Origin of the sequence: Pseudomonas sp. NFACC16-2, from assembly GCF_900119205.1 — a bacterium.
In the GTDB taxonomy this organism is placed as follows: Bacteria; Pseudomonadota; Gammaproteobacteria; order Pseudomonadales; family Pseudomonadaceae; genus Aquipseudomonas; species Aquipseudomonas fluorescens_Q.
Genome location: NZ_FPIX01000008.1, coordinates 37871 through 50194, shown reverse-complemented (window position 1 = coordinate 50194; position 12324 = coordinate 37871). Strand labels below are relative to the sequence as shown.

Below are 12324 nucleotides of genomic sequence, written 5' to 3'. Positions count from 1 at the left end.
CCCAAATAGGTGCTTGACCCTATAGTGGCTACAGGGTCTTTACTGCGCAACAGGCACTTTTCACGGACGTCACCCGATGAGCGATTCCCTTCACATCCACAAACCCGACCACGGCCATGACCACGGGCATTCCTGCTGCGCATCGAAAGCAGCCCCGCCTGTGGTCATCCTCGGCAAAACGCCGACGGACGGTGCGCGGCTGAGCAGTTTTCGCATCGAAGCCATGGACTGCCCCACCGAACAGACGCTGATCCAGAACAAGCTCGGCAAGCTCGAAGGCGTGCAGCGACTGGACTTCAACCTGATCAACCGCGTGCTGGGCGTGACCCACGATTTGCCTAGCGACGCGCCAATCATCAAGGCTATCGAATCCTTAGGGATGCAGGCCGAGCCGATGACTCCAGGCAAAGAGAAAGCCTCCCCTGACTTGCCCGCCCCGGCCAAGCCCTGGTGGCCGCTGGCGCTGTCCGGCGTGACAGCCCTGGGCGCCGAGTTGATCCACTTCACCAATGCCGTGCCAAACTGGGTGGTCGCACTGGTGGCGTTGGTATCGATCCTCAGCGGCGGCCTGGGTACCTACAAGAAGGGCTGGATAGCCCTGAAAAACCGCAACTTGAACATCAACGCGCTGATGAGCATCGCCGTGACCGGCGCCGCGCTGATCGGCCAATGGCCGGAAGCGGCGATGGTGATGTTCCTGTTCACCGTGGCCGAGCTGATCGAAGCCAAATCCCTCGACCGCGCGCGCAACGCCATCAGCGGCCTGATGCAGATGGCTCCGCAACAGGCCACCGTGCAACAGGCCGATGGCAGCTGGCAGGTGCAGGACGTAAAAGTCATCGCCCTCGGTGCGCGGATACGGGTTCGCCCGGGCGAAAGGGTTGGCCTGGACGGCGACGTGGTCGCCGGTCGTTCGACCATTGACCAGGCACCGATCACGGGCGAGAGCCTGCCGGTGGAAAAAACCATCGGCGACAAGGTGTTCGCCGGCACCATCAACCAGGCCGGCGAGCTGGAATACACCGTGACCGCGGCGGCCGATCACTCCACCCTGGCGCGGATCATCCACGCCGTGGAACAGGCCCAGGGCTCCCGCGCGCCGACCCAGCGCTTCGTCGACCAGTTCTCGAAAATCTACACCCCGGCGGTGTTTGTCCTGGCCCTGGCTGTCGCCATCATCCCACCGCTGTTCATGGGCGCCGCGTGGTTCGACTGGATCTACCGGGCGCTGGTGCTGCTGGTGGTCGCTTGCCCGTGCGCACTGGTGATATCCACCCCCGTGACCATCGTCAGCGGCCTTGCCGCAGCGGCGCGCAAAGGCATCCTGGTCAAGGGCGGCGTGTACCTGGAAGGTGGCTACAAGCTCGACTATCTGGCCCTGGACAAGACCGGCACGCTCACCCACGGCAAGCCGGTGCAAACCGACTATGTGGCGCTGGACCCGAGCGTGGAAACCACCGCTCCGGCCTTGGCCGCCAGCCTCGCCGCCCGCTCCGACCACCCGGTTTCCCGGGCGATTGCCAACGCGGCTGTGGATAAGCAGCTGGCACCGCAGGTTGTGGATAACTTCGAGGCGCTTGCCGGGCGCGGCGTGCGCGGCGACATCGGCGGGCAGACTTATCACCTGGGCAATCACCGCCTCGTGGAAGACCTCGGCCTGTGCTCCCCCGAACTGGAAGAGAAACTCTTCGCCCTGGAAAAACAAGGCAAGTCCGTCGTGCTGCTGCTCGACGCTACAGGCCCCTTGGCGCTGTTTGCCGTGGCCGACACCGTGAAGGACTCCAGCCGCGAAGCCATCCGGCAACTGCATGACCTGGGCATCAAGACCTTGATGCTTACCGGCGACAACGCCCACACCGCCGACGCAATTGCCGCGCAGGTGGGCATGGACCAGGCTCGGGGCGACCTGTTGCCCGAAGACAAGCTGCAAGCCATTGAAGCGTTGTACGCCCAGAGTCACCGCGTCGGCATGGTCGGCGACGGCATCAACGACGCCCCGGCCCTGGCCCGTTCGGAAATCGGTTTCGCCATGGCGGCGGCCGGCACCGACACGGCCATCGAGACTGCCGACGTCGCGCTGATGGACGATGATCTGCGCAAGATTCCGGCGTTCATTCGTCTGTCGCGGCAGACTTCCAGCATCCTGAAACAGAACATTGCCTTGGCGTTGGTGATCAAGGCGATCTTTCTTGGGTTCACCTTCGCCGGGCTCGCCACCATGTGGATGGCGGTGTTCGCCGACATGGGGGTGAGTTTGTTGGTGGTGTTCAATGGGTTGCGGTTGTTGCGCAAGTAAAAGGTGCGCGCAGCCGAGACCAGACACCTAACCTGTGGCGAGGGGATTTATCCCCGCTGGGCTGCACCGCAGCCCCAAAGAGAGCAACCTCACTCAACCTGACATACCGGGTTGGCAGCCTTTTGGGGCTGCTTCGCAGCCCAGCGGGGATAAATCCCCTCGCCACAAGAGCAATTGTGCGGCCGTGTCAATCGCGCTTCGGCTCGCGGATCTTGTACCAGGCCACATACAGCGCCGGCAGGAACAGCAGCGTCAGTAGGGTGGCGATGATGATCCCTCCGATCATCGCGTAGGCCATTGGCCCCCAGAACACTTCCCGGGCAATCGGGATCATCCCCAGGCTCGCGGCCGCCGCTGTGAGCAGGATTGGCCGGCGCCGGTGCTCGGTGGCCTCCACCACCGCATCCCAGGGTTCGTAGCCGTCACGTTCGTATTCATCGATCTGGGTCACCAGGATCACCGAGTTGCGGATGATGATGCCAATCAACGCGAGGATCCCGAGGATCGCCACAAAACCCATGGGCGTGCCCGTCGGCACCAGCGCCAGCACCACGCCGATCAACCCGAGGGGCGCGACGCTCGCCACCAGGAACAGCTTCTGCACGCTGTGCAACTGGATCATCAGGAAGGTCGCCATCAAGAACAGCATCAACGGCACGACACTGGCGATCGGCCCTTGGGCCTTGCTGCTCTCTTCCACCGTACCGCCCGTGGCGACCTTGTAGCCCACAGGCAGGCCGGCGGCGAACTTGTCGATCGCCGGTTGCAGTTGCTTGACCAGGTCGGTGGGCTGGATCTCGTCGCGCACGGCAGCCTTGATGGTGATGGTGGGCTTGCGGTCACGACGCCACACCAAGGGCTGTTCCAGTTCATAGCGCACCGTGGCGAACGCCAGCAACGGAATCGAGGTGCCGCCCGGGGTGACGATTTGCAGGTTCTGCAGGGTTTCCGGCGAACCGCGCTCGGCATCTTCAGCGCGACCCACCACATCGATCAGGTAGATATCGTCGTTGACCTGGGTCACCGGCGAGCCGCTGACGATGCTGTTCATCAGCCTGGCCACATCATCGGAAGACAAGCCCAACTGCCGCGCCTTGTCCTGGGCGATGTCAATGCGCAGCACCTTGCCCGGTTCGTTCCAGTCGTAAATGATTTCGCCAATGTGCGAGTTCTTGTCCAGCTCGGTGGCCAGCTCGATCGCATGCTTGCGCACCTGGTCGATGTCCTTGCCGCTGACCCGGTACTGAATCGGCCGGCCCACCGGCGGCCCCATTTCCAGGGCTTGAACGTAGCTGCCAATCCCGACGAAATCCTCACGTAGACGCTTTTGCAAGCGCTCGGTGAGGGCCGTGCGGGACTCCAGGCCCTTGCTGACAATCACCAGTTGCGCGTAGTACGGGTTCTGCAGTTGCTGGTCCAGCGGCAGGTAAAAGCGAATCGCGCCTTCGCCGATGTAGGTGCTCCAGCGCTCGATATCCGGGTCGCCCTTGAGGGTCGCTTCCAGGCGATCGACCGCCCGGCGGGTTTCGTCCATCGAGGCGTTTTGCGGCAGGTTGAGGTCCACCAGGATTTCCGGCCGGTCCGAGGACGGGAAGAACTGGTTCTGCACGAAACGCATGCAAAACACCGACAGCACGAACAGCAACACGGTGATGCCGATGGCCCACCAGCGATTGCGCATCGCCCACAACAGGCCACCGTTGAACGCCCGGCCGATCCGCCCCGGCTCGGCGCTGTGGGGTTTCACGTTGGTGCTGAGGATGTGCACGCCGATCACCGGGGCAAACAACACCGCGACGATCCATGACACCAGCATCGCCACGGCGATGACCGCGAACAGGGTGAAGGTGTACTCACCCGCAGAACTGGCGTTCAGGCCGATGGGCACGAAACCGGCCACGGTCACCAGGGTCCCGGTGAGCATCGGGAATGCCGTCGAGGTATAGGCGAACGTCGCGGCCTGGTCCTTGCTGTCGCCTTTTTCCAGGCGCGTGACCATCATTTCCACGGTGATCATCGCGTCGTCCACCAGCAGGCCGAGGGCGATGATCAACGCACCGAGGGAAATGCGCTGCATGGTGATGCCGCTGTATTCCATGAACAGGAAGACCATCGCCAGCACCAGCGGAATCGAGCAGGCCACCACCAGTCCGGCCCTGACGCCGAGGCTGACGAAGCTGACGACCAGGACGATGATCACCGCCTCGAACAAGGCACTGGTGAAGCCGCCGACCGCCTCCTCCACCACTTCGGCCTGGTCCGACACGGTATGCACGCCAACGCCCACCGGTAGGTCAGCGGTCAGCTCGCTCATGCGCGCATGCAGCGCCTTGCCGAAATCCTGGATGTTGCCGCCCTTCTTCATTGCGATGGCGAGGCCGATGGCCGGTGTACCGTTGAAACGGAACATCGGCGTGGCAGGGTCAACATAACCGCGGCTGATGTCGGCGATGTCGGCCAGCCGATAGAAGCGGTCATTGAGCCGCAAGTTGACGTTGGCCAGGTCTTTTTCGGATTGGAACTGCCCGGACGTGCGCACGGAAATCCGCTCGGGCCCGGCATCGATCACTCCGGCCGGGGTCACGGCGTTCTGGGTTTGCAGGCTCTGCACGACTTCGCGCTGGTCGATCCCCAGCGCGGCAAGTTTGCGCGTGGAGAAGTTCAGGTAGAGCACTTCGTCCTGCTCGCCCACCATCTCGACCTTGCCCAGGCCCGGGACGTCATGGATCTCGGCGCGCACCTGTTCCACGTAATCGCGCAACTGGCGCATCGACAGGCCGTCGCCAGTGAAGGCGTACACCGAACCGTAGACATCGCCGAACTCGTCGTTGAACCCGGGCCCTTGCAGGCCGTCAGGAAAATCGCCGCGAATATCGTTGATCTTCTTGCGCACCTGGTACCAGATCTCGGGGATTTCCTTGGCTGCGGTGGTGTCGAGCAGGTACACGAATACCGTCGATTCTCCCGGTCGGGTGTAGCTTTTGACGTAGTCGAGGGAATCAAGCTCTTCGAGCTTCTTCTCGATGCGGTCGGTGACCTGCCTGAGGGTTTCTTCCTGGGTCGCGCCAGGCCAACGGGTCTGGATGACCATGGTCTTGATCGTGAACGATGGGTCTTCTTCGCGCCCCAGGTTCATGTACGAAAACACGCCCATCAACAACGCCACGAACATCAGGTACCAGACGAACGACTGATGCCGCAGGGCCCATTCGGACAGATTGAAAGGCCCTTTCATCGTACATCCTCGTCGAGTTTCACTTTCTGCCCCGGCTGGAGACTGTTCACCCCGGCGCTGACCACGCGATCGCCGGCCTTGATGCCGTTGGCCACCAGCACCGAGCTGGCCGAACGTTCGAGAATCCGCACGTCACGGGGGGAGACGGTCTGGCTGTGCGGGTCGACCAACCAGATCCGCGCCTTGCCGTCGATCTCTTGCAACGCGCTGAGTGGCAGCTCGATGCGCGGCTCGATGGTCGAGCTCAGGGTCACGCTGATGGCCGTGCCCAGGCGAAAACCTGGGGGTGTATCGGCCAATGTCAGGCGCGCGCGGCGGGTACGGGTGGCGCTCTGGGCCTGGGGTTCGATCTCGCGCACGGTGGCGGTGGTATGGATGCTCGGGTCCATTTGCGCGGTGACTTCGAACACCACGTCCGCGGGCAGCCGGTCGACGAGATCGGCCGGCAGGTCGATCACCGCCTCCTTGATGTCCGGGCGGGCCAGGGTCACCACTTGCTGGCCGGCGGTGACCACCTGCCCGGCTTCGGCATTCCAGGCCGTGACGACAGCGTCATGGTCGGTATGCAGTTCGCTGTAGTTGAGCTGGTCGCGGGCCTGCTCCACCGAAGCCCGGGCCTGTTCAAGGGATGCGCCGGTAGTTTTCAAGTCGGTCTGGGCGATGTCCAGTTGCGCCTGGGCACCGACGCCACGGTCGAACAATTGCTGCTGGCGGCGGGCATTGGCCTGGGCATTGATGTACTGCGCCTCGATCCGCGCCAGATCGCCCTGGGCGGCGCGCAATTGGTTCTGCTGGTCGGTAGGGTCGAGCGTGGCAAGCAGGTCGCCCTTCTTCACCTCAGCGCCGACATCGACATTGCGGCTGGCGATCCGTCCTGGCACGCGGAAACCCACGTTGCTCTCGTAGCGGGCCTGGATATTCCCGGCGAACCGCCCAAGCGCCTGCTGGTCGAGGGCCCTGACTTCAACTGACAACACTGGGCGCACCGGTTCGGGTGGCGCTTCTTCCTGGGAGCAGGCGGCCAGCAAGAGGCCGACCGAGACCATCCATAAACCCTTCATGGCTGGACTCCCGACGTGGTTTTTCCAGAGGTGTTTTCAGCGATCTCGACGCGTACGCCGGGGTGTAGCAATTGCCCGCCGGCGGTGATGATTTTCTCACCGCCCTTGAGGCCATCGCTGATGATGACTTTGCCGGTCAGGTAGCGGCCGACGGTCACCGTCTGCAACTGCGCCTTGCCCTCGCTGTCCACCAGCCACACGGCCGGCTCACTGAGGTTCTTGGTCAGGGCCGACCAGGGCAGCTCGAAGGCGGTCTTGCCGGCGGCTTTGGCCGTGGCACTGACCACCGAGCCCAGGTGCATGCCTTCGGGCAGATCATCAAGGGTGACCTTGACCTGCACGGTGCCGGTCTGGGCAGACACCGCCGGGGTGATCTCGCGCACCGTGCCGGTGGTCTTGATGGCGGGGTTATCCAGCAGACTGATGATGATCGCAGGGTCCGATGGCGGTTCGCTCAACAGCGACTCGTAGATGTTGAACACTGCGTCGCGTTCGCCATCCCGGGCCAGGCTGAAGATCGGCTCCGTCGCCTGCACCACTTGGCCGACTTCCGCCTGGCGCGCGGTGATGATGCCCGGGGCCTCGGCAATCAGTGCGGTGTAGCTCAGTTGTTCGCGGGCGTTGGCCAGCTGGGCCTGGGCGGCGGTCAGCGCACTCTGGCTGCTGCGCAGTTGAGCCTGGGCGGCGTCGTACTCGCTCTGGCTGGTGTAGCCCTTGGGCAAGAGTTTCTGCTGGCGCACGAACGCCGCCGCACTCTGCTTGACCCGCGCCTGCTCGGCGGCCACCTGGGCCGCTGCGGAGTCGACGTTGGTCTGCAGGTCCCGAGGATCGAGCCGGGCCAGCACTTGCCGGGCCGAAACCCGGGCGCCGACATCGACCTTGCGCTCGATGATCTTGCCACCCACGCGAAACGACAGATCAGCCTGCACCCGCGCCTGGACATCGCCGGTCAAGGTCACCGAAGCGGCGTATTCGCTGGGCACGGCTTGCTGCACGAAAACCCGCGGCAGGGCTTTTTCCACAGGCTTTTCATCGCCGCATCCGGCCAGCAGCACACAGAGGCCCAGGCCGACTACGAGTTTGATTCGGGGACCAGCCATGCAGACTCCTTTGCGCTGTACGGACGTACCAGTGACGATACGACTGTGAGCTTAGAACAGGGTTCAACGAATACAATGGACGCAACAAATCGGGCAAACTGATCGCCTCCCTATGGCCCCCCAGCAGCAGGAGTCTGCTCATGCTCAAGACCCTGGCGGTGGCCAATTACCGATCCATCAACAAGCTGGTAATCCCCCTGGGCCGGCTGAACCTGATCACCGGTCCCAACGGCAGCGGCAAATCCAATCTGTACCGCGCCCTGCGCCTGCTGGCGGAGACAGCCCAGGGCGGTGTGGTCAACGCCCTGGCCCGCGAAGGCGGACTGGACTCGACCTTCTGGGCCGGGCCGGAAGAAATCAGCCGGCGCATGCGTAACGGCGAGGTGCCGGTCCAGGCGATTGTGCGCCAGGGCACCAAGCGCCTGCGCCTGGGCTTCGCTGGGGAGGACTTCAGCTATTCGATCGCCCTGGGCTTGCCAGAGCCCAGTCGTTCAGCATTTTCACTGGACCCTGAAATCAAGCGCGAATGCATCTGGGCCGGCCAGGTGTTTCGGCCGGCCAGCCTGCTGGTGGACCGCAACGGCCCGATGATCCGTGCCCGCGAAGGCCGCTCCTGGGATGTGCTGGCCCAGCACACGCCGACCTTCGACAGCCTGTTCGACCAGGTCGGCAGCCTGCGCACTTCGCCAGAGGTCTTGCAGATGCGCGAGTTCATTCGGCGCTGGCGCTTCTACGATCATTTTCGCAGCGATGCCGACGCCCCGGTGCGCCAACCGCAACTGGGCACCCGCACGCCGGTGCTGCACCACGACGGGCGCGACCTCGCCGCCGCGCTGCAGACGATCCTTGAAATCGGTGACATCGAGGCCTTGCATGCCGCCATCGGCGACGCGTTCCCCGGTGCTCAACTGCACATCGAAAAACTGCAAGGTGGACGTTTCGCTATCGCGTTTCAACAGCATGGCCTTCTGCGCCCGCTGTCCGCTGCCGAACTGTCGGATGGGACCCTGCGCTATCTGCTACTGGTGGCCGCCCTGCTCACACCACGACCACCCTCGCTGATGGTGCTCAACGAACCGGAAACCAGCCTGCACCCCGATCTGTTGCCGGCCTTGGCGCGGCTGATCATCCGGGCTTCAGTCAATTGCCAGGTCTGGGTGGTGTCCCACGCCACGCGCCTGATCGCCGCCCTGGAGCAGGATGAAGACTGCAATTGCATCGTGCTGGAAAAGGAGCTTGGGCAGACCGGAATTGTCGGGCAACGGGTCTTGGATGAGCCGGCGTGGCATTGGCCGGATTGACTGGCGCCCGACAACCGAATCGCGAGCAAGCTCGCTCCCACAATTAAAACGCGAGCACAAAAAAACGCCGACGCTGTATCAGCCGTCGGCGCTTGAAACCGTGACAAGGTTCCGCCCGCGAATCAGAACGCCGGCAGTACCGCGCCGCTGTATTTCTTCTCGATGAACGCTTTCACTTCAGGGCTGGTCAGGGCCTTGGCCAGCTTCTGGATGGCCGGGCTGTCCTTGTTGTCCGGACGGGCCACCAGGAAGTTGACGTAAGGCGAATCCGCGCCTTCGATTACCAGTGCGTCCTTGGCTGGGTTAAGACCCGCTTCCAGGGCATAGTTGGTGTTGATCAGGTCCAGGTCGACCTGGTCCAGCACGCGCGGCAGCATGGCCGACTCCAGTTCCTTGAACTTGAAGTTGTGCGGGTTCTTGGCGATATCTTTCGGGGTCGCCAGAGCGTTTTTCGGGTCTTTCAACTCGATCAGCCCAGCCTTCTGCAGCAGGATCAGGGCACGGCCGCTGTTGCTGCCTTCGTTAGGCAACGCGATGGTCGCGCCAGTCGGCAGATCAGCCAGCTTTTTGTACTTCTTCGAGTAGCCGCCGAACGGTTCGACGTGAACGCCGATCACGGTCACCAGATGGGTGCCTTTGCCTTCGTTGAAGTTCGTCAGGTACGGCAGGGTCTGGAAGTAGTTGGCGTCCAGGCGCTTCTGATCAACCTGTACGTTGGGTTGGACGTAGTCGGTGAATACCTTGATTTCCAGGTCCACACCTTCTTTGGCCAGGGCCGGCTTGATCAGCTCGAGGATTTCAGCGTGGGGTACCGGGGTGGCGGCCACGACCAGTTTCTCCGCGGCCTGGGCCAGGCCCGAGGCCAGGGCTGCCGCCAATGCGGTGAACAACAGAACCTTTTTCATGCAGTGTCCTTATCGAAAATCACTGTCGTCATGGACGACGGCCAAATGTGGAGTGCCAGTGAAATGCTATCGCTGGCGTGATGCGGACAATACCGACATTTTTTATTCCTTAACAATATCTTTTGTTCAAGTTCATATTCATTTTCATCATATAGCTAACACTGCTTTTGTGGCGAGGGGATTTATCCCCGCTGGGGCGCGAAGCGGCCCTAAATGCCGGCACCCGGTGTGTCAGGCAGATTGAGTTGATCGCTTAGGGGCTGCTTCGCAGCCCAGCGGGGATAAATCCCCTCGCCACGAGTTCCGGTGTTTTCTACAGCGTTTGGTCCAATCGATTGAGCAGCACCTTGAGTGCGGCACGCTCACCTTCCGATCCCCCTGCGATGACCTGCGCCACTTGCTGCTCGATCAGTTCAGGCACTGAAGGCTGGGGCGGCAAATTCAGGTGCTCGGGTAAAATCTCGTCACCGGTGCTCACCAGCAACGCGAAGTGAATGACGTTTTCCAGCTCGCGGGTGTTGCCCGGCCAACTGTGCCGCTCGAGGGCGTACTGCGCCGCTTCACTGATCAGCGGCACGCTGAGACCGAGTCGCTGGCTGTAGATGCCCAGGAAATATTCGGCCAGGGACAGGATATCGCCCACCCGCTCACGCAGGGCCGGCAGTTCCAGCTGGCCTTCGCCAAGGTAATGGTAGAGCCGCTCGTGGAATTTCCCGGCCGCCACCGCTTGCGCCAGGTCGATGCTGGTCGCTGCCACCAGGCGGACATCTACCGGGCTGGGCTGATGCGCCCCCACACGGGTGACTTCATGGTTTTCCAGGGCCGCTAGCAATTTGATCTGGATCGGCAGCGGCAAATCACCGATTTCATCCAGGTAAAGGGTGCCGCCGTTGGCCGAACCAAACCAACCGGCCCGGCTGCTGGCCGAACCGCTGTAGCTGCCGGCAGCGTAGCCAAACAGTTCGGCGTCGGCGTAGGTCGGGCTGATGGCGCCGCAGTTGACCGACACAAACAACCCACCGCGATCACTTTCGCGATGGATATGTCGAGCCAGCAGTTCCTTGCCGCTACCGGTTTCACCCCGTATCAGCACCGAGACCGCACGCGGCGCCAGTTGCTCCAACGCCTGGCGCAGCAGCCGCGAACGTGGGTCGACGAACACCAGCGCCTTGGCGCGAATGCTCAGGGGGCTTTTTTCCGCATCGGGAAAGGTCAGCAAGGGCTGACCGAAGGTTTCATGCAAACTCATGGCAGGCTCCCGCCCCAGACCGCCGGGAGACGGGGGGCGCTAAAAATTCAGGCGCGACGCAGGGCGTGATGTTCCATGCGGTTTTGCAGGCGATAGAGGTAAGCGAAACCCTGCTCCCAACGCTGGTGACCGGACTTCACATTGATATGCCCCGCCCCGGACAGAATCCCGGCCTCGGCGCCCCAGTTACGGGCCAGTTCCAGGGCGCGCGGGGCGCTCACGGCGGCGTCGTTGTCGGAGCTGACCACTTGGCTTGGGAACGGCAACAGATCTGTGGGAATCGGCGCGAAGTTGCGCAATGCCGGAGCGCAGGCCGGCCGCTCGACATCCGCCGGCGCCACCAACAATGCCCCGCGCACTTGGCGCAGAAACTGCACCGGCGCGGTGGCGGCCCAATGGGCCACCGTGATGCAACCCAGGCTATGGGCAATCAGGATCACTGGCGCGCTGTCGGCGGCCACGGCCTCGGCCAACGCCGCGACCCAGTCTTCACGCCGGGGAGTGACCCAGTCGGCCTGCTCGACCCGCGCGCTGTTGGGCAGGCTGTTCTGCCAGTGAGTTTGCCAATGATTTTCTGGCGATCCTTGCCAGCCCGGCACAATCAGGTAGCGAATCGATTCGTTGCGCATGGGTGCTCTCCTGCGTGTCTGTTCCCGGACGAGTATAGGGAGGAGAGCTATATTATTTAAGGAATAAGAAGCTATTTGTTAAGACCGTAAAAGAATATTGATTCAAACCTGTGAATGCGAGCTTGCTCACGATAGTGTCAGGTCCGTTACATCAATGTTGACTGACAGCCCGCCATCGCGAGCAAGCTCGCTCCCACAGGTATTGCGTCGGTCTCACTCGCTACGCCCCTTGCGCAACAACACATCCAACTGGTCTATCACCTCCGCCCAGTCCGCATCCTCGAGGATCTCGTCGCGCAGCATTTGCCGCTGGCCCTCGCTCCAGAAAAACGCATCGGCCAGGTGCAGCCCAGGCTTGAGGGGTGAATGGCTGGTGATAAATTGATCAATGCCCTGGGCGTCATCGGGCAAGCCCAGTTGCTTGAATAATGAGGAAAGAGGATGAATTGGGGTTTGCATACGGGCCTCCTGAACATAATGGAGATGGCGGGGTGTTTCTCCGCAGTCTAGCCCCTCGACGACCGCCAGACTGATCAAAATTCAATCAA

At 62.5% G+C, this 12324-nt stretch carries 9 protein-coding genes; 2 read left to right on the top strand and 7 right to left on the bottom strand.

Annotated features, from left to right (window positions below):
• Window positions 1-76: 76 nt before the first annotated feature.
• Window positions 77-2296, top strand: a complete 2220-nt coding sequence (locus BT116_RS09330) for a heavy metal translocating P-type ATPase (RefSeq protein ID WP_072342615.1) — start codon at window positions 77-79, stop codon at window positions 2294-2296.
• 187 nt (window positions 2297-2483) lie between these two features.
• On the opposite strand, the gene BT116_RS09325 is transcribed toward BT116_RS09330, so the two are convergent.
• The 3 genes from BT116_RS09325 to BT116_RS09315 are packed head-to-tail and all read right to left on the bottom strand — an operon-like array spanning window position 2484 to window position 7692.
• Window positions 2484-5531, bottom strand: coding sequence for an efflux RND transporter permease subunit (locus tag BT116_RS09325; protein WP_063323452.1), 3048 nt, complete (start codon window positions 5529-5531; stop codon window positions 2484-2486).
• The gene (locus BT116_RS09320; protein ID WP_072342612.1) at window positions 5528-6592 is read right to left on the bottom strand and encodes an efflux RND transporter periplasmic adaptor subunit; all 1065 of its coding nucleotides are present in this window, start codon (window positions 6590-6592) and stop codon (window positions 5528-5530) included. The genes BT116_RS09325 and BT116_RS09320 overlap by 4 nt, the downstream gene beginning before the upstream one ends.
• Window positions 6589-7692, bottom strand: coding sequence for an efflux RND transporter periplasmic adaptor subunit (locus BT116_RS09315; RefSeq protein ID WP_072342609.1), 1104 nt, complete (start codon window positions 7690-7692; stop codon window positions 6589-6591). The genes BT116_RS09320 and BT116_RS09315 overlap by 4 nt, the downstream gene beginning before the upstream one ends.
• A 140-nt stretch (window positions 7693-7832) precedes the next feature.
• Here BT116_RS09315 and BT116_RS09310 point away from each other — a divergent pair, with 140 nt between their 5' ends.
• Window positions 7833-8993, top strand: a complete 1161-nt coding sequence (locus tag BT116_RS09310; RefSeq protein WP_072342606.1) for an AAA family ATPase — start codon at window positions 7833-7835, stop codon at window positions 8991-8993.
• A gap of 122 nt (window positions 8994-9115) precedes the next feature.
• Here the strand turns inward: BT116_RS09310 and BT116_RS09305 are convergent, their stop codons facing one another.
• The 4 genes from BT116_RS09305 to BT116_RS09290 all read right to left on the bottom strand — a co-directional run bounded on the left by BT116_RS09305 (window position 9116) and on the right by BT116_RS09290 (window position 12235).
• A complete protein-coding gene (locus BT116_RS09305; RefSeq protein ID WP_072342603.1) occupies window positions 9116-9898 on the bottom strand; it encodes a MetQ/NlpA family ABC transporter substrate-binding protein in 783 nt (260 codons plus the stop codon).
• A 313-nt stretch (window positions 9899-10211) separates the two neighbouring features.
• Window positions 10212-11147: a sigma 54-interacting transcriptional regulator gene (locus tag BT116_RS09300; RefSeq protein ID WP_072342600.1), complete on the bottom strand. Its 936-nt coding sequence runs from the start codon at window positions 11145-11147 to the stop codon at window positions 10212-10214.
• Window positions 11148-11194: 47 nt separating this feature from the next.
• Complete coding sequence (locus tag BT116_RS09295) at window positions 11195-11776, bottom strand: alpha/beta hydrolase (protein ID WP_072342597.1); 582 nt, start codon at window positions 11774-11776, stop codon at window positions 11195-11197.
• A gap of 213 nt (window positions 11777-11989) precedes the next feature.
• A complete protein-coding gene (locus BT116_RS09290) occupies window positions 11990-12235 on the bottom strand; it encodes a DUF2789 domain-containing protein (RefSeq protein WP_072342594.1) in 246 nt (81 codons plus the stop codon).
• Between the last annotated feature and the right edge of the window lie 89 nt (window positions 12236-12324).